The 21,963-nt window shown below is 42.1% G+C and carries 17 protein-coding genes and 1 pseudogene; 16 read left to right on the plus strand and 2 right to left on the minus strand.

Going from position 1 to position 21,963, the window contains the following annotated elements; translation table 11 throughout:
* Positions 1-107: 107 nt before the first annotated feature.
* Positions 108-3,536: an Rne/Rng family ribonuclease gene (locus FTU79_RS02210; protein WP_180048811.1), complete on the minus strand. Its 3,429-nt coding sequence runs from the start codon at positions 3,534-3,536 to the stop codon at positions 108-110.
* 394 nt (positions 3,537-3,930) lie between these two features.
* On the opposite strand from FTU79_RS02210, the pseudogene FTU79_RS16705 reads away from it, so the two are divergent.
* The 8 genes and pseudogenes from FTU79_RS16705 (at position 3,931) to FTU79_RS02245 (ending at position 12,498) form a co-directional block, all read left to right on the plus strand.
* Positions 3,931-4,239 (plus strand): annotated as a pseudogene (locus tag FTU79_RS16705) (hypothetical protein).
* Between the two features lie 55 nt (positions 4,240-4,294).
* Positions 4,295-5,266, plus strand: a complete 972-nt coding sequence (locus FTU79_RS02215; RefSeq protein WP_180048812.1) for an RluA family pseudouridine synthase — start codon at positions 4,295-4,297, stop codon at positions 5,264-5,266.
* Positions 5,267-5,417: 151 nt separating this feature from the next.
* A complete protein-coding gene (locus FTU79_RS02220; RefSeq protein WP_180048813.1) occupies positions 5,418-6,086 on the plus strand; it encodes an HAD-IA family hydrolase in 669 nt (222 codons plus the stop codon).
* Between the two features lie 682 nt (positions 6,087-6,768).
* Entirely contained in the window at positions 6,769-7,566 is a 798-nt protein-coding gene (mhpD, locus tag FTU79_RS02225) for a 2-keto-4-pentenoate hydratase (RefSeq protein ID WP_078189749.1), read from the plus strand.
* A gap of 36 nt (positions 7,567-7,602) precedes the next feature.
* Positions 7,603-8,499 carry an acetaldehyde dehydrogenase (acetylating) gene (locus tag FTU79_RS02230; RefSeq protein WP_180048814.1) on the plus strand — a complete coding sequence of 299 codons (897 nt, stop codon included), beginning with the start codon at positions 7,603-7,605 and terminating at the stop codon, positions 8,497-8,499.
* Between the two features lie 11 nt (positions 8,500-8,510).
* On the plus strand, positions 8,511-9,530 hold the full coding sequence (gene dmpG, locus FTU79_RS02235) for a 4-hydroxy-2-oxovalerate aldolase (RefSeq protein ID WP_180048815.1): 1,020 nt from the start codon (positions 8,511-8,513) through the stop codon (positions 9,528-9,530).
* A 536-nt stretch (positions 9,531-10,066) separates the two neighbouring features.
* Entirely contained in the window at positions 10,067-11,347 is a 1,281-nt protein-coding gene (locus FTU79_RS02240; RefSeq protein WP_180048816.1) for an OprD family outer membrane porin, read from the plus strand.
* A 293-nt stretch (positions 11,348-11,640) separates the two neighbouring features.
* Positions 11,641-12,498, plus strand: a complete 858-nt coding sequence (locus FTU79_RS02245; RefSeq protein WP_168377928.1) for an alpha/beta fold hydrolase — start codon at positions 11,641-11,643, stop codon at positions 12,496-12,498.
* 406 nt (positions 12,499-12,904) lie between these two features.
* Here the strand turns inward: FTU79_RS02245 and hcaR are convergent, their stop codons facing one another.
* Positions 12,905-13,810: a DNA-binding transcriptional regulator HcaR gene (gene hcaR / locus FTU79_RS02250; protein WP_180002937.1), complete on the minus strand. Its 906-nt coding sequence runs from the start codon at positions 13,808-13,810 to the stop codon at positions 12,905-12,907.
* Positions 13,811-14,088: 278 nt separating this feature from the next.
* Here hcaR and hcaE point away from each other — a divergent pair, with 278 nt between their 5' ends.
* The 8 genes from hcaE (at position 14,089) to FTU79_RS02290 (ending at position 21,904) form a co-directional block, all read left to right on the plus strand.
* The gene (hcaE, locus tag FTU79_RS02255; protein WP_067763943.1) at positions 14,089-15,456 is read left to right on the plus strand and encodes a 3-phenylpropionate/cinnamic acid dioxygenase subunit alpha; all 1,368 of its coding nucleotides are present in this window, start codon (positions 14,089-14,091) and stop codon (positions 15,454-15,456) included.
* Positions 15,453-15,971, plus strand: coding sequence for a 3-phenylpropionate/cinnamic acid dioxygenase subunit beta (hcaF, locus tag FTU79_RS02260; RefSeq protein ID WP_180048817.1), 519 nt, complete (start codon positions 15,453-15,455; stop codon positions 15,969-15,971). The genes hcaE and hcaF overlap by 4 nt, the downstream gene beginning before the upstream one ends.
* A complete protein-coding gene (gene hcaC / locus FTU79_RS02265; protein WP_067763933.1) occupies positions 15,971-16,297 on the plus strand; it encodes a 3-phenylpropionate/cinnamic acid dioxygenase ferredoxin subunit in 327 nt (108 codons plus the stop codon). The genes hcaF and hcaC overlap by 1 nt, the downstream gene beginning before the upstream one ends.
* A gap of 2 nt (positions 16,298-16,299) precedes the next feature.
* Entirely contained in the window at positions 16,300-17,118 is an 819-nt protein-coding gene (gene hcaB / locus FTU79_RS02270) for a 3-phenylpropionate-dihydrodiol/cinnamic acid-dihydrodiol dehydrogenase (RefSeq protein ID WP_067763930.1), read from the plus strand.
* Positions 17,119-17,184: 66 nt separating this feature from the next.
* On the plus strand, positions 17,185-18,147 hold the full coding sequence (locus tag FTU79_RS02275) for a 3-carboxyethylcatechol 2,3-dioxygenase (protein WP_180002939.1): 963 nt from the start codon (positions 17,185-17,187) through the stop codon (positions 18,145-18,147).
* A gap of 11 nt (positions 18,148-18,158) precedes the next feature.
* Entirely contained in the window at positions 18,159-19,394 is a 1,236-nt protein-coding gene (gene hcaD, locus FTU79_RS02280) for a 3-phenylpropionate/cinnamic acid dioxygenase ferredoxin--NAD(+) reductase subunit (RefSeq protein ID WP_180048818.1), read from the plus strand.
* A gap of 435 nt (positions 19,395-19,829) precedes the next feature.
* The gene (locus FTU79_RS02285; protein ID WP_180021141.1) at positions 19,830-20,732 is read left to right on the plus strand and encodes a DMT family transporter; all 903 of its coding nucleotides are present in this window, start codon (positions 19,830-19,832) and stop codon (positions 20,730-20,732) included.
* A 230-nt stretch (positions 20,733-20,962) separates the two neighbouring features.
* Entirely contained in the window at positions 20,963-21,904 is a 942-nt protein-coding gene (locus FTU79_RS02290; RefSeq protein ID WP_078192768.1) for a cation diffusion facilitator family transporter, read from the plus strand.
* Positions 21,905-21,963 lie beyond the last annotated feature (59 nt).

Raw genomic sequence — 21,963 nt, forward strand, 5'->3', positions numbered from 1 at the left:
TTTTAATCGTTTCGATCTAGTGCAATCAACCTAATTTGACAAAAGTATCAAAAAAAAACCAGTCACCGAAATGACTGGATTTTTTTATTCACCTGCAAAATAGCAAATTACTGCTCAGTTGCGGTGTTTGCTTTTTTCGGTGGACGACCGCGAGGACGACGAGGGCGTGCAGGTTTTTCACCTTCAGCGGCCGAGTTTTCGTCTACAGGAACCTCAACTTTCTTTTCCGCTTCAACGGCTTGAGCTTTTTCTTCTACTGGTTTAGTAGGAGCTTCAGACACTTCTTCCGTCTTTTCAGGCTGCGCACTCACATCCAGTTCAGCTTGAACGGGTGTCAGTACTTCAGCTTGAACGGGTTCAGGTGCTTCAGTTTGACCTGCAACGTCGGATACATTGGCTTCAACTGTAGCAGCTTTAGCTTCTGCAACTACAGGCGCCTCAATAGTAGTGTCTGCGACAGGCGTAGCTTCCACCTCAGCATGTGCTTTTGCTTGGTCTTGTTTCGCTTGTTCAGCGGCAAGTTTAGCAAGGCGACGACGCTCACGTGGGTCATTAGCAACACGTTTATCTGACACAGGCTTTGGTGGTGTCAAATCCAACATTGGCGCTGGTTCAGCTTCAGGTGCAGCTTTTGCAACTTGAACATCACGAGTGACAGGCTTTTTCTCTACAGCTGTTTCAGCTGCAGGTGCAGTCAAAGTTGCGGCATATTCTTCCGTGAATTTTTGCAATGCACGGTTGAATGTTGGAATTAAGCCAAATTGCTCAATCAGTACTGAGCAGTCTTCGCCGTATACATGCTTAATCAAGCTGCTTATAGTGTATTGACCTAGTGTCGGCACTTGAGATGGCGAAATTTTCGGAGCCTGTGCTTGTTGAGCACGAGCTTCACGCTGTTCACGGCGGCGCTGACGAGGGTCATTGCTTGCACGAGACGGTTTTTGCTGCGCATGCTGTGGTTTATGCGCTGCTTCTTTTGTTTCAGTCGCAGGTTTTTCCACTTTTTCTGCTTCAACGACAGCGGCTTTTTGGACTACTGGGGTTTCTACAGGTTTTTCAACTGCTGGGGTAGTATTTAGCGCTACGATTTCGCTTTGAGCTTGATCAACATTTACTACAAGTGCTGTTGGCATCACGTCTTGACGTGGTGCATCAACAACTTCAACTTTAGGTTGACGTTGATTGCGGTTTTCAGGTTGTTGCTCAGTTGCAACTTCCTGAGCAATCGCTTGCTCGTTCAATACGCTTTGATCGCGGTGGCGATTTGGGCGATTTGGACGTTGTTGGTTGTTGCGGTCACGACGTGGAACAGACTGCGGTTGCTCATTATTTTGAACATCTTGCTGTACTTGTTCGTTGTTGTGTTGACGGCGTGAGTTACGGCGGTTTTCACGTTGGTCTTGACGGTTGTCTTGGCGCGGTTCTTGACGTTCAGAACGTTGCTCTTGGCGTTCGTTTTGACGTGCTTCGTTATTACGCTGTTCTTGACGGTCTTGACGTGAAGGTTGTAACACTTCTTCATGAACTTGATGCGATTGAGCTTCTTGTTCACGTGGTTCTTTATGCTTAGTACGCTTTTTGTTGTGACGTTTTTCTTCACGGTCAGCTTTTTCTGAATGGCTGTCACGTTCTTGTTTGTGCACAACAGAAGAAGGCGCAAGGTAAGCATTATTGTCTACGACAATAACAGGCGCTGCCGATGCAGGGGTAATTTGACCAAACTGGCCACGGCTTGCAGCACCGCTATTTACCATTTGTTCAATTGCAGCAGCGGCATTGTTTGCAGTACGCGACTGGTCAACGGTTGCAGCTTGTTTTTGAACAAATAAGTTTTCTAACCATGCACATGGACTAGATGATGCTGCAGGAGCGGCAACTTGTGCTGGTGCTTGTTGAGCAGCAACGGGTTGTTGCTTATTCTTTTTGTGGCCTTTTTCTTGTTGTTGTACAGGTGCTTGTTGCTGAGCAGCAGCGGCCTGTTCTTCACCTAAATGCCATTCAGATGCTTCGTAACCCAATTCTTTTTCGCTAGAACGTGTCGCTTCAGTGCGTTCATAGCTTGTAGGTGCAAAACCTTCAGGGTTATACGAAATTTCGTAATGTGGTGTTTCTAGGTGAGGGTGTGGAAGTACAGTCACACGAACATTTGAAGTTTGTTCAAGATATACAAGGCTGTGACGCTTTTCATTCAATAAGAATGCAGCAATTTCAACAGGCACTTCAACTTGAACTTCACCATGACGTTCGCGTAGCGCAATTTCTTCCACTTTACGCATAATTGAAAGTGATAAAGAACGTAGGTCACGTACCATACCTGTGCCATGACAGCGTGGGCACACATAACCAGTGGCTTCTTCAAGCGATGGACGTAAGCGTTGACGGCTCATTTCCATCAAACCAAAGCGTGACAATTGACCGAATTGGATACGTGCACGGTCACTTTGTGTTGCTTCACGAAGTTTAGCTTCGACCATACGTTGGTTACGGTCTTTGGTCATGTCGATGAAGTCGATCACAACCAAACCACCGATATCACGTAAACGTAATTGGCGAGCGATTTCTTCAGCAGCTTCAAGGTTGGTATTGAGCGCTGTATCTTCTACGTCGCTACCACGTGTTGATTTTGCGGAGTTAATATCAATTGAAACCAATGCTTCAGTTTGGTCAATCACAATTGAACCACCAGAAGGAAGTTTTACTTCACGTTCATAGGCAGTTTGGATTTGACTTTCGATACCAAAATGAGCAAATAACGGTTCATTTAACGTATAGGTTTTTAATTTGTCGATTTGACGTGGCATCACCGCTTTAACAAAGTTATACGCTTCGTTATACGCTTGCTCAGAGTCAATCAGAATTTCAGCAACATCATCACGTAAATAGTCACGGATCGCACGTGTAACCACACCGGCTTCTTGGTGAACCAACATTGGTGATGGACCAGAACTTGATGTGCTTTGGATTTGTGCCCAAAGGTCCAGCAAGTGTTGAAGGTCAAGTTGGAGTTCTTCTTGAGAACGACCAATACCTGCAGTACGTACAATCACGCTCATGCCACGAGGGACATTTAAAGACGCCAACATTTCTTTCAATTCTTCACGAACTGAACCTGAAATTTGACGGCTAATACCGCCACCTTTCGGGTTGTTTGGCATCAATACCAAATAACGACCAGCCAGTGAGATAAATGTAGAAAGGGCAGCACCTTTATTACCACGTTCTTCTTTTTCCACTTGAACCAAAAGCTCAGTGCCTTCAGTGATCAATTCGCGGATGTTTGAAGTTTGGCGAGGATCTGCTTTGTAATAAGAATTAGCTATTTCGCGCATCGACAAGAAACCTTGACGACCTGCACCGTATTCAACAAATACAGCTTCTAAAGACGGCTCTACGCGAGTCACATGACCTTTATAGATATTCGATTTTTTTTGTTCACGGGTACGATTCTCTAAGTCAAAATCGTAAAGACGCTGACCAGTGACAAGTGCAACGCGAATTTCTTCGGCATGTGTTGCATTAATCAACATACGTTTCATGGGTGTAACACCTAATAGTGATACACAGAAGAACATCGCCTGACTCGTAGCGAGCATCAGATAGCATGGATCAAGTTGCACAGATCGAAAAACATCATCTGTGCATGTGTACCGACCTTCTTTGGGTGGGCAACGATTTTTGATTCACGTATTGATGATGGCAATACGGCTTCAATCTTTTAAACGATTAAAGTCACCTGAACGCGTTTCACTGGCGGACAAACGGTGCATTGGATGTGAGTAACTTTCACTGTCACATTGCTCGAAGAGCATCTATTCATATCTGATAGAGCGTCTTGATACGGAATTATCATCGTACCTTTACAAACTGTGCAGATCCAATGCATCAAACGTTGTGGCCTGAACACGATTTCCAGGGAGCGACTGGTCTGATGTGTATCAGTTTACGTTTAAAAACCAACCTTGGTTGGCACATATTTTTTTGGGGCAAACTGTTTTATGTACCTACGGCACAATTAAACGCAACAGTTTGCAGTTTTGCCGATATAATAAGCCTTCGGCGTCGGCATAATTCTTTTGGGACCTTTCCGAGCTAAATGAGTAATTGCTTGAAAGTTCAATGACAGTAAATACTGAAATGAATCAACTTTTACTCAGTTACGGTGGTTTCCGTGCGCTGACTATATCAAACCTTGCATCATCTGCCTATGGGCTAAGCTTATGTTTCTTGCGAAAAGTATAGCTTAAATGATCAATTTTTAATCAATTTTAGTATTTTTTTAGGTCACAGTAACTGTATGAATTCTACGCAAGAATGGCAAAGCGTCACCTGGTTTGAAGTGGACGAGCATCAGGCGGGTCAACGTATTGATAATTTCCTGTTTAGTCGTCTGAAAGGTGTGCCTAAAAGTCGCATTTATCGTCTGATTCGTGAAAGCCAAGTTCGCGTCAATAAAAAACGCGTCAAAGCGGAAACCAAACTCAATATTGGTGACCAAGTTCGAGTTGCTCCAATTCGTTATGAGCAAAAAGATGAGTCTGCGGTTCCCGTATCGGACAAAGTGGCACAAAGTTTACTGAGCCGTGTGGTGTACGAAGATGAAGGCTTAATGGTGGTAAACAAACCTTCGGGTATTGCAGTTCACGGTGGTAGTGGTGTGGCGTATGGTTTAATCGAAGGTCTACGTGCTGCAACTGGAAAAAAATACCTTGAATTGGTTCATCGTATTGACCGTGATACATCAGGTTTAGTGATGATTTCGAAAAAACGCAGTGTCTTAAAAACCCTTCAAGACATGCTGCGTGAACATAAAATCAAAAAGACTTATGCTGCTGTTGTCAAAGGCAATGTAGCAATTGACCGTCAGTTGATTGATGCACCTTTACACCGTTATGAACTTGCCAATGGTGAACGTCGTGTATGTGTGTCACCAAAAGAAGGTAAAGAATCAAAAACTCAGTGGAATGTTGCTGAACGCTTTATGCATGCAACATTAGTATATGCATCTCCGCTATCGGGTCGAACCCATCAAATTCGTGTGCATGGTTTAAGTATTGGTCATCCATTGGTGGGCGATGAAAAATATGGTCATGAAACTGAATACCGTGGTCCAAAGCCACGTCGTTTATGTCTGCATGCTATGCGTTTAGAAATTCCGGGTTACCAAACCATTGAAGCGCCATTGCCAGAAGATATGCAAAGCCTTGTGGCGCAGCTACGCGCGCAAAAAGCCGACAAAGTGGTGAAGTCTTCAGAAGATGACGAGTAAGTTTTAAATACGAGACTTCTCTCCCTGAGCAGGACTGCTTCGTAAGTTTTCTTTCTCCCTCTCCTTTAAGGAGAGGGCCGGGGTGAGGTAAATAAATTGATGCACTCCAGAATCTGAATTACCAAACACTGAATCAAATCTAGGAAAACGTATGAACTCAGCTGTAAAACTAGTCATTTTCGATTGGGATGGCACTTTATTTGATTCTGTGGGTCAAATTGTAGCGAGTTTAAAATTTGCAGCAGATCAATATTCACAGCCGCTGACCGATGCTGATGCGAAAAGTATTATTGGTTTAGGTCTGCCGGAAGTCGCACAGCAGTTATTTCCGACGGTTCCTGAATTGCACAGCGACATTTTGCAAAGTTATGCCGATCACTATGTGGCCCATTCCAAAGGGGATATGTGGTTTGATGGTGTCGCGGATATGTTGCAGGAATTACGCGATGCCGGTCTACAATTGGCTGTTGCAACAGGAAAAAGTCGTAAAGGTCTAGACCGTGTCTTGGCTCAAACGCAAAGTCATGAGTTGTTTCGTGCGACCCGTGCAGCCAGTGAAACCAAATCTAAGCCAGATCCGTTGATGTTGGCAGAAATTTTGGCGGAAACAGGACTACGTGCCGATCAAGCCATTATGGTCGGTGATACGTCGTATGACTTGGAAATGGCACTGAATATTCAGATGCCGCGTGTAGGCGTGAGCTATGGAGTGCATACTGTAGAAACACTCCAGTATTTTCAACCCTTACATATTGCACATAGCGTAGGTGATTTGACTGAATTTCTACTAGAACACGTGAAATTACGTCTAGCTGTATAGTTTTAGATACAAACGAGTAAAAGGGTGAAATTTGTTTTCACCTTTTTTGTTACCAAATGAATAGTAATGCAAGCTCTACTTGTTGAAATGAGTAAATTCAATTATTTAAAAAAGTAATAACACTAGATTTTTCTATAATAACAAGCAGTCTTCTAGCAAATTTACCTTAAAAAGTTGAGCGCAACTATTTGGCCTTTTATCACAAGCTGGAATAGATTTTTTGTTTGAATTTTTGGTTTTATCTTATTGTTGTTTATTGATTTATTTTTAAATTTTCAATTTATTAAACTAAATTATATGAAATTGAACACCTATGCGTAAAAGTTGGCCTGACGCTAAAATAATCTTTTAATCTTATCTTTTAGTCGTATAAGCCAAGTTTTTTAGTAGAGATTCAGATTTAAGGGCGAAAAAAATAGTGAATTTTATTTAATTATTTTGACTTAAGTTTTTGAATATTAATAATAAATAATGATTAATTTATAGCTAATAGCTATAGTCATAAATAAAATAAGTATTGGTATTCACTTTATAAAATCTCGATGCTAAATGCATCTAAACATAACGTGTAGTATGTCAAGTGAAATGCTTTAGGCGAATCCTGACATGACTTTCATCACTTTGATTTTGATGGTGATGAAACACGTTGTGCATCCAATTTTTGCAGTTTAAGGAAACATTGATGTCGAATTCTGCTGTTGTTGAATCAGTTGCGCAAGCATTACGCGATGCGGAAGTAAATCAGGCTGCGATTGCACCGATCCGTCCACAACTTGGTGGTGAAAGTGCTGATGTAGATATTGCTTATGCCGTTCAAGAAGTGAATACCAAACGTGCGGTGGCAGAAGGTCGTCGCCTTGTAGGTCGTAAAATTGGCTTAACTTCAAAAGTTGTACAAGCGCAGTTAGGCGTTGATCAACCTGACTTCGGTATGTTGTTTGCTGACATGGCGTATGGCGATGGTGAAGAAATCCCTGCTGGTTTATTGATTCAGCCAAAAGTTGAAGCAGAAATTGCTTTGGTGATTAACCAAGATTTGACCAAAGAAAAACACACCTATGCAGACATTATTAGTGCAACAGAATATGCACTGCCTGCAATTGAAGTGGTCGATAGCCGTATCGAAAACTGGAAAATCTCGTTGATTGATACTGTGGCAGATAACGCATCTTCAGCAGGTTTTGTACTGGGTTCTAAGCCTGTAAAACTTGCAGATCTTGACCTTGTAAATTGCAAAATGGTCATGACGCGTGGTGAAGAAGTAGTTTCACAAGGTGTGGGTAAAGCATGTCTTTCTAACCCATTAAATGCAGCAGTGTGGTTGGCTGACGAAATGGTTCGTCGAGGTCGTCCATTGCTTGCAGGTGACATCGTATTGACCGGTGCTTTAGGCCCAATGGTTGTGGCAAATCCTGGTGATGAATTCAAAGTTGAAATTGAAGGCTTTGGTTCTGTGACTGCAGCATTTGCAGCGAAATAAGCTTGGGTTTTACGGAATTTTTAAGAGTACGCATTCATGAAAAAGATTAAATGTGCATTGATCGGTCCAGGGAACATTGGTACTGACTTGCTTTACAAACTTCAACGCAGCGAATTTTTAGAACCAGTATGGATGGTTGGTATTGACCCGACGTCTGAAGGTTTGGCTCGCGCTGCTAAAATGGGTTTAAAAACCACTGCTGAAGGCGTAGATGGTTTACTTGCACACGTAATTGAAGACGACATTAAAATCGCATTTGATGCAACTTCTGCCTATGTTCATGCTGAAAACAGCCGCAAATTAAATGAACTTGGCGTGTTAATGATTGACTTAACACCTGCTGCAATCGGTCCATTCTGCGTACCACCAGTAAACTTAGAAGCGTTATTGGACGCAGGTGAAGTTCCGAACGTCAACATGGTGACATGTGGTGGTCAGGCAACGATTCCTATGGTTGCTGCGATTTCACGAGTTCAGCCTGTTGAATACGGCGAAATCATTGCAACAGTTTCAACAAAATCTGTGGGTCCAGGTACACGTAAAAACATCGATGAATTTACCCGTACCACTGCAGGTGCGATTGAAAAAGTCGGTGGTGCTAAAGCAGGTAAAGCGATCATCATCATTAACCCGGCTGAGCCACCATTGATGATGCGTGATACTGTGCACTGTCTTGTTGAAGGTGAGCCAGATCAAGCTGCGATCACTGAATCAGTGCATGCGATGATCAAAGAAGTTCAAAAATACGTACCAGGTTACAAACTGGTGAATGGTCCTGTATTTGACGGTAACCGTGTTTCAATCTTCCTGGAAGTTGAAGGCCTGGGTGATTACCTGCCTAAATATGCCGGTAACCTTGACATCATGACTGCAGCTGCTGCGCGTACCGCAGAAATGTTTGCGGAACGCGTTTTAAACTCAGTTGAAGCATAAGGAGCGTCTTCATGTCTAAGATTATTATTAATGATATGACTTTACGTGATGGCATGCACCCAATGCGCCATCAAACTACACCTGAACAAATGGTTGCCATTGCAACTGCTTTGGATGATGCAGGTGTACCTTTAATCGAAGTTACGCATGGTGACGGCTTAGGCGGTAACTCTGTGAACTATGGTTTTGCAGCAGCAACCGATGAAGAATACCTAAAAGCGGTGATTCCAAACCTGAAACAGGCGAAAGTATCTGCACTTTTACTTCCTGGTATTGGTACGGTTGACCATTTGAAAATGGCACATGATGTTGGTGTAGCAACCATTCGTGTTGCAACGCACTCAACTGAAGCTGACGTTTCTGAACAGCACATTACTGCTGCACGTAAACTTGGCATGGACACTGTGGGCTTTTTGATGATGGCGCACATGGCAACTCCTGAAAAACTTTTGGAAGAAGCCAGCAAAATGGTGTCATACGGTGCAAACTGTATTTATGTGACTGACTCTGCTGGTTATATGTTGCCGCAAGATGTGACTGACCGTGTTGGCATTTTACGTGCAAACCTAGGTTCAGACATCGAAATTGGTTTCCATGGTCACCATAACTTAGGTATGGGCGTTGCGAACTCTGTATCTGCGGTACAAGCAGGTGCAACACGTGTCGATTTAGCGTCTGCGGGTCTTGGTGCAGGTGCGGGTAATACACCACTTGAATTGTTCGTTGCAGTTGCGAACCGTATGCAACTTGAAACAGGTGTTGACTTGTTTAAAGTGCAAGACGTAGCAGAAGATCTGATCATCCCGATGATGACACATCAAATCCGTGCTGACCGTGATGCAGCAACTTTAGGTTATGCAGGTGTGTATTCTTCATTCCTATTGTTCGCAAAACGCGCTGAAGCGAAATACGGCGTATCTGCTCGTGAAATTCTTCTTGAGCTTGGTCGTCGTGGTACGGTTGGTGGTCAAGAAGATATGATTGAAGACTTGGCATTGACCATGTCTAAAGCAAAAGAAGCCAATGCTTAATTTGCTTTAAGTCAAAAAGCGCCCGAAATGGGTGCTTTTTTTATGTCTCAACTGACTATATGGGCTTGGTTTTTAGTTGAGATTGAATTGATGCATAGAAAGCGGATTGAAATAAGAAAAATTCTGCGAACCAATGGTCGATTTCGAGCAGTCATGGTGGTGAAATTTAACTTTAAGTTGTTGATGATTATATAAATTAAATATCATGTCATAGCTAAATTTTATAACTCAAATAAGGATAAATCTCAGCAAAAAACTTTGTTTAAACTTAAAAGCAATTAATACAGCGCATGTAATTGCAAAAAATAAAAAACTTTAAATTTTATGTTAATAAAACATGGGGTTAATTTAATCAGTTGTTCTAAATGATAAAAAAGAGTTATTGTTTTAATCTCTAAGGAAAATAAGCAGAAATAGCTTCCAAAGTTCAAGTCGCACAAAAGCCTGATAAACCTTAATACTGTAGTCGGATTTTTTTCCAAGGTATTGTTGAGCATGATGATGTCATAGCTTAATTTGATCACTGGGAATAAGCCATGCGTCGTCAAAATTTATGGATAGCAATTCTTGCTGCGACAGCAACATTAGGAACATCTGCAACTTATGCGGACTTTGTTGACGACAGCCAAGTACAATTGAAATTTAAAAACTTCTACTTAGACCGTCAAATTAAAGAAAATCCGGCGAGTAACTGGGGTTCATGGTCACAGGGTGTGACTTTGGATGCCAAGTCAGGGTATCAAGATATTGGTGCAGGTATTCAAGTGGGTGCTGACCTTTTGGTTCAACATGCATTTAAACTTAATGCACGCGATAAAAACCCAGACTGGATCTTGCCGCACGATGGTAAAGAATCAAAAGATAACTTTGGTAAAGTGGGCGTGACCCTTAAAGCCAAAGTATCTGAAACTGAGTTGAAAGTGGGTGAGTTATTACCAGTTTCTCCAGTGTTGGTTTTCGATCCATCTCGTCAGCTAATGACAACTTATAGCGGTGCATGGTTAGAGTCGAAAGAGATTAAAGATACTAAGTTAACTTTGGCATACATTGACGGGATCAATAACCGTTATGACAACCAATTCCGTGATTTATCAATGTTCGCTCCAGGTAAAAGATTACCAGATGGCACCATGGGTCATTATGATCTTGGGCCAACTTCTGATGGTATGTATATTGCGGGTATTGACCATCAATTCACACCTGAAATTGGTGGTAGCTACTGGTATGCCGATGTTCAAGACATCTACACACAGCAATATGTCGGCGCGAACTATAAAACCAAGTTAGGTGACAAAGCCAAACTGGATAGCCATATCCGTTACTTCGATAACTCGGATTCGGGTGACAAACTATATGGCGAAATTGATAACCAAGCGTTATCGGTTGGTGCGAAAGTGAATTACGGTTCGCATACCTTTGGTTTGGGTTATCAACAAATGTTTGGTGATAATGCATTCCCAACACTGGGTGGATGGGTGCCGCAGCCGTACTTAGTCAACTGGGGTATAGCAACATTTACTGCAAAAAATGAAAAATCATGGGGCTTTACGTATGGTTATGACTTTGCAGAGCTTGGTGCGAAAGGCCTAAATGCTACAGCGGTTTACTTTACAGGTTCTGATGCAGAAATTGGTACTGCAAATGGCATCCTGAAAGATCAAAAATCTGATGAGCTTAACTTAATCGTGAACTACACCGTGCCTGAAGGTAAGTTGAAGGGCTTAGGCTTCCAGGCAATGTATATCGATGCCGATTTCGATTACAAATCTGACTTGCAAGAGTACCGTGTCGCGACAACTTATACCTATAAGTTCTAATTTCTCAGGATAAAAAAGAGGGAAGTGGATTCATTGCTTCCCTTTTTATTCGCTGGTTTATTTAAAAAAGAAATACCTCAAAGATTTTATGGATATATTTTTGAGTTATGTATTTAAAAACAATAACTTAAATTATAGTCTATTTGTTGTTTATGATCGTAAATATGTATCAGTTAGCAGTGGCTGAACAGGTAATATGAGACTGTAAAAACCACAAAATCCAAAAGAGTCCCCCTTGTGTTTAAATCCGTTATGGATTGAAACATAAGCTCTACGCAATACGAGGAGCATGTATGAGCACTGTTCAGATTCCTGACTATACAACTGATTCATTCTTTGGTTTAGAAGATAAATGGATTGAAACTGCTGAAGGCGAATTAACGCATTACCACGAAGTGGGTGAAGGCACACCAATTCTATTTTTACACGGTTCAGGTACAGGTGTATCTGCTGCGGCAAACTGGTGGTTAAACCTTCCACAAATTGGTGAACAAGCTCGTTGTATCGCTATCGATACGATTGGCTATGGTCAAACTGTTGTTGCACCGAATACTGCTTATGGTATCCGTGCTTGGGTTGATCACGCTGTACGTACGTTAGATGCCCTAGGTATTGAAAAAACTTGGTTAGTGGGTAACTCACTCGGTGGCTGGTTAGCATTCCAAATGGCTTTGGACTATCCAGAACGTGTATTGGGTATCGTGTCTATGGGTACAGGCGGTGCTAAACAAACTGCAGCACTTAAAGCACATGCAAACCCTGTATTAACCGAAGAAGGCATCAAGAAAACCTTGTCTATGTTTGTTGTAAACAAAGACTTGATCACAGACGAATTGGTAAAAGTACGTTTCGCTTCTGCTGCAAATGACTATGCATCAAATCGTTTGATGGATGTTGTTGGCGCACGCGACCGTGACCGTTTCGAATTCCCACTCGACTTTGAAAAAATGAAAGACATTACTGTGCCAGTATTGTTGATTCACGGTGTACAAGACGTGGTGATTCCAGTATCTCGTACGTGGGATATTTTGAACACAGTTCCAAATGCGGATGCGCATATCTTTAGCCAATGTGGTCACTGGTCACAAGTTGAAAAAGCAGAAGAATTCAACACCGTGATTAAAGATTATTTAAAAGCGCGTGGTGTGTAATTTCTTGTCACTGACATGAAATTCAAAAAAAGGATGGTTTTGCCATCCTTTTTTTTATATAAATCTTTTGAAAGAAATACTTTAAATGAGTATTATTCTCATTAATGGGTCGACAGTGTACGGTCTAAATCAGTAAAAAGGCATAAAATAAGCTCATCTGAATGGTTGGGGAAGGGGAATTATTTATTAGACTTAAGTTGTAAATCGGCAATTTTTAGCAATTTTTATCAATGTCTAAACTAAAATTTATAAGTTATTTTCCATCAAGTCGATATGCATGATAGATAAAATGCGTCGATTAAAACATTTAAACGATTAAAAAAGCGACTTTTTAGCCATAAAAAAAGCACCATTATTCATTTTAAAAATAATGGTGCTATATCTATAAATTATGACTTGGCGAAAATTAACGCTGTTCGCGATTAATATCGAGATAAAAAACTTTGGTTAGCAGTTCAAGGAATTTATCTACAGCCACAGAACTCGCCGTTTTTCGGTAACTTACATACAAGTCTAGATACGGTAATTCGACATCTAAAGGACGAATCACCGTATTGTTCATGGTCAATGGCGCGATGTATCCCGGTAGGATCGTGCAGCCTAAGCCCATGCCGATGGAGTTAATGTTAAACAGGATATTGTCGGCTTTTTGCACGATATTAAATTGAATATCATGGGTCGAAGCAAAGTCCAAAATGGCTTCATGCAACGTGCCAGATTGTTCACGTGCAGGAATGATAAAATCAATCCCATTCAATGCTTTAACTGGAATGCGCTCGTACTTCGCTAAAGGGTGATCTTTGGGTAAAATAAAGATCAGCGGTTCACGCAGTACAAACTGACTTTCAATTTCGTCGCTGTGGAAGTTATTGCGGGTAAAAGTGATGTCCAGTTCACCTTTTTGCAGTAATTTCATCTGATCACGGTTATTTAAACTGAGTAATTCAATTTTGAGTTCTGGGTTCTGAACACGTAGATTAGGTAGTACATAAGGGAAGATTTTCATCTCTGCGACAGGGACAAAACCAATGCGCAGCATCTGTTGCTTGGCTTGTGAAACCTGACGTGCCATCGCCACGGCCTTGTCTGCTTGAGCTAGTGTCAAACGTGCTTGTTCTAGAAATACGGCACCTTCTTCTGTGAGCTCAACTTTACGTTTAGTCCGGTGCAACAATTTTACGCCGACATCTTCTTCAAGATCTTTAATTTGTTGGCTTAAAGAAGGTTGAGCAGTATAAAGTTTTAACGCAGCTTTACTGAAATTGAGTTCTTCAGCGACAGTAATAAAGTAGCGTAAGTGTCGTAATTCCATATAATCAACCCGTGGAGTAATCCAAAAAATGTCTTACTTAGAAGTCCGTTCAGTATAATCTATAAACAACTATTGCGTGAAGATTATTTTACCATTCACGAAATAAATGGTGTTCTCGGCAATTTAAAAAAAATGCTATAAAAAAAATCTACCGTAATAATCCATAAAATCTCTTAATTAAAACAAAATAAATATTTCCCGAATATCGCTCTAAAATCCATCATCGTTGAAAAGTTGAGTCTATTACTTTGTGCCTTATGGTCACAGGAGAGCTTTTCATGAGTGGAAAAATTGATGTGCGCGAAATCGATGCTTTAGTCGATGCACAAAATGGACGTATCACGCCATCTATCTATACAGATCCAGACATCTACGAACTTGAATTAGAACGTGTGTTCGGTCGTACATGGTTATTCCTATGCCATGAGAGCCAAATTCCTAAAGCCGGCGATTTCTTCAATACCTATATGGGTGAAGATCCAATCATCGTGGCACGTCAAAAAGATGGCTCAATCAAAGCATTCTTAAACCAATGTCGTCACCGCTCTATGCGTGTGAGTTTCGCAGACTGTGGTAATACACGTGCATTTACTTGCCCGTACCACGGCTGGTCTTACGGCATTGACGGTTCTTTAAAAGATATTCCACTTGAAGACCGCGCGTTCCCGCACGGTGCTTGCAAAGAGAAATGGGGTCTTGTTGAAGTTAACCGTGTTAAATCATACAAAGGCTTAGTATTCGCTTGTTGGGATGAAACTACACCTGACCTAGAAGAATACATGGGCGATATCGCTTGGTACTTAGATGGTGTTCTTGACCGTCGTCCAGGTGGTACAGAAATTATCGGTGGTGTACACAAGTGGGAAATCGAGTGTAACTGGAAATTTGCAGCTGAACAGTTCGCATCTGACCAATATCACGCATTGTTCTCTCACGCATCTGCAATCCAAGTATTGGGTGCAAAACCAGATGACGAATCATCTAAGAAATTAGGTGCTGCACAAACTGCTCGTCCTGTTTGGGAAACTGCGAAAGACGCGATTCAATATGGTTCACGCGGTCATGGTTCAGGCTTCTTCTTTACTGAAAAACCAGATGCAAACGTTTGGGTAGATGGTGAAGTGGCGAACTACTTCCGTGAAACATTTGATGAAGTGAAAGAGCGCCTTGGTGAAGTACGTGCACTTCGTCTTGCTGGTCATAACACCATGTTCCCAACATTGTCTTGGTTGAACGGTACTGCAACGCTTCGTGTATGGCACCCACGTGGTCCAAACAAAACTGAAGTGTGGGCATTCTGTATTGCAGACGCTGAAGCATCTCAAGAAGTGAAAGAAGCATTCGAACGTTCTGCAACACGTGCATTCGGTCCTGCTGGTTTCCTTGAGCAAGATGACTCTGAGAACTGGATTGAAATTCAAAAAGTTTTACGTGGTTATAAAGCCCGTCAAAACAAATTAATTATGGAAATGGGTAAAGGTAACGAGAAAGTACGTGAAGATGGTATCCCTGGTATCACCAACTACATTTTCTCAGAAACAGCTGCACGTGGTATGTACCGTCGTTGGGCTGACCTATTGATTCATGAAAAATGGGAAGACGTTGAAGCTGCGGCTGACGAATATGAGAAGGAGCTTATGAAATGAGTCAAATTAGTTTAGAACTCCATCACCAAATTAGTCAGTTTCTTTATCGTGAAGCAAAATTGCTTGACGATTGGAAGTTCCGCGATTGGTTAGCTGTATTAGCTGAAGATATTTCTTATACGTTACGCACAACACCAAACGCGCAAACACGTGACCGTCGTCGTTCGATTGAGCCGCCAACAACTTGGGTATTTAACGATACAAAAGATTTGTTGGAACGCCGTGTAGCTCGTTTAGAGACAGGTATGGCTTGGGCTGAAGAACCTCCTTCACGTACAACACACATGGTTTCAAATATGATTGTTGAAGCGACTGAAGTTGAAGGCGAATACGACGTTTACGTAACGTACTTGTTGTACCGTACCCAGAAAGAGAAAGATGTAACAATCTACTGTGGTAAGCGTCACGACAAGATCCGCAAAGTCGACACTGAGCAAGGTTTCGAAATCTTCAACCGTAAGATTACCCTTGATCAGGTGACTTACAACTCACATAACCTGAGCGTGTTCTTCTAATGAATAAGATTTTTGTTTGCCAAGTTGACGAATTAGACGAAGGCGAAGCATTGAAAGTAGATTGCGGCGTTAACGGTATCGATGCGCTTGCAGTATTCAACAACAATGGCGAATTTTTCGCGATGAACGACCGTTGTTCACATGGTAATGCTTCAATGTCTGAAGGTTACCTTGAAGATGATGGCACTGTTGAATGTCCACTTCATTCGGCTCGATTCTGTTTGAAAACTGGTCAAGCATTATGCTTACCAGCAACAGATCCTATCAAGACATTCCCTGTGATTGTTGAAGATGGTGCTTTATACGTAGAGATGGCAGGAGAGTAATCATGGGTTGGCTACAAGGCGAAGTTGCACTTATTACCGGTGGTGGTTCAGGCTTAGGCTGGGCATTGGTTGAACGTTTCTTAGAAGAAGGTGCAAAAGTTGCCGTTCTTCAACGTTCTCAATCGAAAGTTGATGCATTGAAAGAACATTTTGGTGACCGCGTGCTTGCGATCGCAGGAGATGTAGCCAGCTATGAAGATAATGTTCGCGCAGTTCAAGCAACTGTAGAACATTATGGCAAACTTGACTGTTTCGTCGGAAACGCAGGTATTTGGGATCATTACGCAGATATCGTCAATACATCGGGTGAACAGCTGGAGAAAGCTTTTGATGAGATTATGGGTATTAACACCAAATCTCTCATCTTAGGTGCCAAAGCTGCACTTGATGCATTGATAGCTTCAGAAGGTTCTATCATATTTACTTTGTCTAACTCAGCACTGTATTCGGCAGGCGGAGGCCCTGTATACACAGCGTCTAAGCATGCTGGCGTTGGGATTATGAAAGAGTTAGCCTATGAGCTTGCGCCTAAAGTACGAGTGAACGCTGTTGCTCCGTCGGGTATGAATGTAAACATCAAAGGTGCTGCTTCTTTAGGCCAAGAAAACCTCGGTCTACTCGATGCACGTGATCCTGAGAAGATTGCACGCGGCATGCCGCTCAATTTCTTACCCGAACCTGAAGATATGACTGGTTCATACGTGTTATTGGCTTCTCGTCAAAACAACCGCCCATTAACTGGCGTTTTAATCAACGCGGAATGTGGTCTAGGTATCCGTGGTTTACGTCAACCACGTGCTGGCTTCTTTGACGAGATCTAAATCGCCAAAACCGTAAAGGACTTACTCGGCAGCCGTTTTTGGCTGCCTTCCGTTTAGGAGTCACCCATGGCCGTTAAACTTATTTGTGCATCGCACAGTCCCCTAATGGAATTTGCTTCTCCGCAAGAGAAATACAAAGAGGAAAAAGTTCGCGAAACTTTTGCCAAACTTGCTAAAAAAGTTGAAGACTATAATCCAACATTGATCATTACTTTTGGTCCAGACCATTTCAATGGTTTCTTCTATGACCTCATGCCATCTTTCTGCGTCGGTATTCGTGCCAAAGCAGCAGGTGATTGGGATTATGGTAAAGACAATGACCACATCAATGTGCCTGAAGAAACAGCAATCAGTCTGGTTCGTCGCGTATTGGATGAAGGTGTCGATGTTGCATACTCTTATCGTATGCAGGCAGACCACGGTGTGACTCAACCATTACATTTCCTTTGTGGTGGCAAGCTTGATCGTTATCCAACGATTCCAATTTTTATCAATGGTGCAGCTGCGCCGATGCCAACAACCAAGCGTACAGTCGCTTTGGGGCGTGCAGTCGGTCAGTTCATTAAATCATTGAACTTAGAGAATGAACGTGTACTTGTTTTGGGTACAGGTGGTTTGTCTCATGATCCACCAACGCCGCAAATGGGTTCAGTTCCACCAGAAGTGGAAGAGTTCCTGATTGCAGGTCGTAATCCAACTGAAGAGGCACGTAATACACGTCAAGGCAAAATCATTGCTGTCGGTCAAAAACTCGCAGCGGGTGATACTTCTGTCGCAGTGCCTTTAAACCCAGAATGGGATCGTGCATTGCTTGAGACGTTTGCCAAAGCTGACTTTGCTGCCATTGAAGCAATGACTGAAGCTGAAATTCGTGTTGAAGGTGGTCGTGGCGGTCAAGAAGTTCGTTCTTGGATGGCTGCTTTTGCTGCACTACATGAAGTGGGCGAATACGACATGACAACACATTGCTACGAAGACATTAGTGAGTGGATTGCGGGCTTCGGCATCGTATCTGCAGAATTGAAATAAGGAACAAACCCATGAGCCAAAATGGTATCGAAACCATCGTTATTGTTGGAGCTGGTCAAGCTGGTGCTAGCGCCATTTTAGAACTCCGTGCGAACAAGTATGAAGGCAAAATCATTTTGGTGGGTGATGAAACACATCTTCCTTATGAACGTCCGCCTTTGTCTAAAGACGTAATTCTAAAACCTGAAGAGACCAAAATCGAAATTCTGTCAGAAGAAAAATTGGCAGAACTCGGTGTTGAACATATTCGTGGCAATGGCGTTGTGAAAATCCATAGCGATGCAAAAACAGTTGAACTGAAAAATGGCGAAATTGTTGCATTTGACAAGTTGCTTCTAGCAACCGGTGGTGCAGCACGCCGTTTACCGAATTTCGATGCTTTGGGTAAACACGTTTATACCTTACGTAACCTTGAAGATTCACAAGCATTGGTGCCTGTATTACAAGCGGGTCGCCGTATTGTATTGATCGGCGGTGGTGTGATTGGTCTTGAGCTTGCTTCTTCAGCACGTTCTAAAGACTGTATCGTGACCGTGATTGAAATGGGTCCGATGGTCATGGGTCGTTCATCTCCACGTGTTTTAAGTGAATTCTTATTGGCACAGCAACGTCTTGCAGGTGTAGATGTTCGTCTTTCGACTTCTATTGCTGACTGTAAGCTTGATGGCGAAGAAGTGGTGATCACGCTTGAAGGCGGTGAAGAACTTCGTGCAGATGCTGTAGTTTACGGTATTGGCATTGTGCCAAATGCTCAACTTGCAATTGATGCAGGTTTAGACGTTGATTTTGCCATTAAAGTGAATAATAACTGCCAAACTTCGCATCCAGATATTTATGCAGCGGGTGACGTTGCGACTCAGCTTCGTGACTGTGGTAACCACCGTCGTGTCGAAACTTGGGAAAATGCGAACTTGCAAGCAGGTATCTTTGCTCGTCATGTAATGGATGTAGAACATCCAACCCCAAATCCAGCGTGGTTCTGGACAGATCAGTTAAATATCAACTATCAATTTGTAGGTGATATGGCTGCAAGCGAATGGATTGCACGTGGCGAAGTTAATCCTGAATTAGCTGCAGAATCATCATTTGTTTTATTTGGTGTTACTGACGGTGTAATCGTGGGTGGTATCACTGTAAATGCTGCGAAAGAGATGCGTCATTTGAAAAAATTGATTAGCAAGAATGCGGCGTTTGAAGCGGATAAATATTTAGATTTAAGCCAAGATTTACGTAAACTTGTAAAGTAAGCTGAATGTCTAAGAGGAGCAGACTTGCGGTAACGTAGGTCTGTTTTTTTATGTCTTTAGTTTTAGCGTCGCATTTATAAAGCTATTTTGTAGTCCATGTATATAGTTTTAGCTTATGTAGATCTATTCAACGGTTTTAATCCTCCCCAGCCCTCCTTTTTCAAAGGAGGGAGTAGTCTTTGTGAAGAATGGATTTCGTTTGGATGATTCCCCCACTTTTTTTAAAGAGGGGTTAGGGGAGATTATTGATCGTTTGAAGAGAAGTCCTTATACCCCAAACGATCGGGTGGCATTCATACCGCCTCCAATTTAGTTGATAAAGGGGAGAACAATAATTGGTCTTAAACTTTATTAGTTAATGGTCTTACGAGTAGTTCCAGATCTGAATAGTGGGTTTCAGGTTAAGTCGTTAGAACAATCAAATTTGAGAATGAAATGAAATCTTCACTGCCGCTGACGGCAAGTATATATGCTCTTTTGGTACTGATTTGGGCGACGACGCCGCTCGCGATTGTGTGGAGTGTGCAGGAAATACATCCGATGTGGGTGTTGATTATCCGTTACTTCGGCGCATCTATTATTGCGCTGTTTCTGTTGAAATTGATGCGTGATCCTTTGCCGTTTGATGAAACCTCATTAAAAAGTTATGTGGCAGGGAGTTTGAATTTGATTGGCGCACAGTTGTTTATTTATCTCGCAGCCAATTATCTCACCTCTGGTTTAATGGCACTGATTTTTGGTTTTTCACCCTTAATTGCCGGTTTGATTGGGCATGTAATTTTAAAAACACATAAATTGGTCGCTTTGCAGTGGTTGGGCATGGCGGTTGCAGTGGGTGGTCTAACTTTTGTCTTTGCAGATTCTGCTGATAGCAAAGTCAATCCAATTGGCGTTGTACTGATGCTAATCAGCATGGTGTCGTATATTAGTTCGATTTTTTGGGTGAAGCAGATTAATGCACCGTTAAAGCCAATGTCTCAGGCAACAGGTTCTCTGATTGTTTCTGCCTTGGGTTCGGTACTCATCATTCCTTTTATCTGGCAGCATTTTCCAACCGAATTGCCAAGTGGCCGTGCCATGATAGGTTTTGTCTTTACCATGATCATGTCATCTATTGTGGCAATGCTGTGTTACTTCTGGCTGATCAAACGTTTGGCGGCATCAACGGTGTCACTCAGTAATGTGATGACACCTGTCATAGCATTGGTTTTGGGAGCGACGTTGAACAGTGAACATATTAGCTCCAATGCCTTTGTTGGAATCGTGGTCGTGATGTTTGGTATTGTGATGTACTTTTGGAAAGAGTGGCGCGAGCAATATTTTAATAAAGTACGTTGAACCGTGTACATCTACAGAATTATAAGGAAGCTGCGGCTTCCTTTTTTTTCTATACCTTTGCGCTAAAGAGCGTGTTTCACATGGAACATGATGGCATTGTCGAAACAATCGACAGTTGGTGTAAAAACAACAAAATAACAAACAACAGCTACAGTCAGTTTGAGTACTATGGAATGAGTTATAAAATCAAATAGATCTGTTTGATAAAAATAAATTTAGGACAATTTTAAATGTCTGAATCTAACAAAATCGTGGTATATGCAGCGCTCTTCGGCAATTTAGCGATTGCACTGGTGAAGTTTGTCGCTGCCTATATCACGAATAGTTCGGCCATGTTGAGTGAAGCTATTCACTCTGTGGTTGATACTTTAAATGAAATCTTACTGCTCTACGGTATGAAAAAATCGCAGCAGCCAGCAAATGCACGCCATCCGTTTGGCTATGGGCGAGAGCTGTATTTTTGGGCTTTTATTGTGGCGTTGATGGTCTTTGCTTTGGGTGCGATCGTGTCGATTTATCAAGGGATTAGTCATATTTATCACCCCGAAGAAATGCAAAATCCGATGATTAACTATATCGTATTAGGTATTGCGATTTTGTGTGAAGGGACCTCTTGGTTTGTGGCATTGAAAGCATTTCGTAAAATCAAAGGGAAACAGGGCTATTTTGAAGCATTTCGACGCAGTAAAGATCCGACGACATTTACCGTGTTATTTGAAGATTCAGCAGCGCTGATTGGTCTGTTTATTGCCCTGATCGGTATCTATTTATCACACGCGCTGAATATGCCAATGCTTGATGGTCTGGCATCAATTCTAATTGGTGTGGTGCTCGCTATTTCAGCGATCTTACTTGCACGTGAGACTAAAGGATTGCTCATGGGAGAAACTGCTGACCCACAATTGAGGCATAATGTCTTGATGGTTGCAGAGCAAGATCCTGCGGTGCATTCTGCCAATGGGGTGTTAACAGAGCAGATGGGGGCACATCAAGTTTTGGCATCTTTGAGTCTTGAATTTAAAGATAATTTAACGTCAGATGATATCGAAGCTTGTGTCAACAGAATTGAAGCACAAATTAAACAGCTTCATCCTGAAATTGTGGCACTCTTTGTCAAGCCTCAATCTCGGAAGGTTTGGCTTGAGCGCATGAAAGGTCGTCTTGATCAGTAGGTCTGCGAGGTTAAATACTTTGCATGGTTTGTCAGCACAGTGAATGAATTTTAAATACA

It is taken from the genome of Acinetobacter sp. YH12144 (assembly GCF_013418345.1).
GTDB lineage: Bacteria > Pseudomonadota > Gammaproteobacteria > Pseudomonadales > Moraxellaceae > Acinetobacter > Acinetobacter amyesii.

What these genes read in the sequence shown, in the direction of transcription:
- hcaD (WP_180048818.1), top strand. Translation starts at nt 18,159, where the DNA reads ATGAGCCAAAATGGTATCGAAACCATCGTTATTGTTGGAGCTGGTCAA.
- FTU79_RS02285 (WP_180021141.1), top strand. Translation starts at nt 19,830, where the DNA reads ATGAAATCTTCACTGCCGCTGACGGCAAGTATATATGCTCTTTTGGTA.
- hcaC (WP_067763933.1), top strand. Translation starts at nt 15,971, where the DNA reads ATGAATAAGATTTTTGTTTGCCAAGTTGACGAATTAGACGAAGGCGAA.
- FTU79_RS02220 (WP_180048813.1), top strand. Translation starts at nt 5,418, where the DNA reads ATGAACTCAGCTGTAAAACTAGTCATTTTCGATTGGGATGGCACTTTA.
- FTU79_RS02215 (WP_180048812.1), top strand. Translation starts at nt 4,295, where the DNA reads ATGAATTCTACGCAAGAATGGCAAAGCGTCACCTGGTTTGAAGTGGAC.
- hcaB (WP_067763930.1), top strand. Translation starts at nt 16,300, where the DNA reads ATGGGTTGGCTACAAGGCGAAGTTGCACTTATTACCGGTGGTGGTTCA.
- FTU79_RS02210 (WP_180048811.1), bottom strand. Translation starts at nt 3,536, where the DNA reads ATGAAACGTATGTTGATTAATGCAACACATGCCGAAGAAATTCGCGTT.
- dmpG (WP_180048815.1), top strand. Translation starts at nt 8,511, where the DNA reads ATGTCTAAGATTATTATTAATGATATGACTTTACGTGATGGCATGCAC.
- hcaF (WP_180048817.1), top strand. Translation starts at nt 15,453, where the DNA reads ATGAGTCAAATTAGTTTAGAACTCCATCACCAAATTAGTCAGTTTCTT.
- FTU79_RS02240 (WP_180048816.1), top strand. Translation starts at nt 10,067, where the DNA reads ATGCGTCGTCAAAATTTATGGATAGCAATTCTTGCTGCGACAGCAACA.
- mhpD (WP_078189749.1), top strand. Translation starts at nt 6,769, where the DNA reads ATGTCGAATTCTGCTGTTGTTGAATCAGTTGCGCAAGCATTACGCGAT.
- FTU79_RS02245 (WP_168377928.1), top strand. Translation starts at nt 11,641, where the DNA reads ATGAGCACTGTTCAGATTCCTGACTATACAACTGATTCATTCTTTGGT.
- hcaE (WP_067763943.1), top strand. Translation starts at nt 14,089, where the DNA reads ATGAGTGGAAAAATTGATGTGCGCGAAATCGATGCTTTAGTCGATGCA.
- FTU79_RS02290 (WP_078192768.1), top strand. Translation starts at nt 20,963, where the DNA reads ATGTCTGAATCTAACAAAATCGTGGTATATGCAGCGCTCTTCGGCAAT.
- FTU79_RS02275 (WP_180002939.1), top strand. Translation starts at nt 17,185, where the DNA reads ATGGCCGTTAAACTTATTTGTGCATCGCACAGTCCCCTAATGGAATTT.
- FTU79_RS02230 (WP_180048814.1), top strand. Translation starts at nt 7,603, where the DNA reads ATGAAAAAGATTAAATGTGCATTGATCGGTCCAGGGAACATTGGTACT.
- hcaR (WP_180002937.1), bottom strand. Translation starts at nt 13,810, where the DNA reads ATGGAATTACGACACTTACGCTACTTTATTACTGTCGCTGAAGAACTC.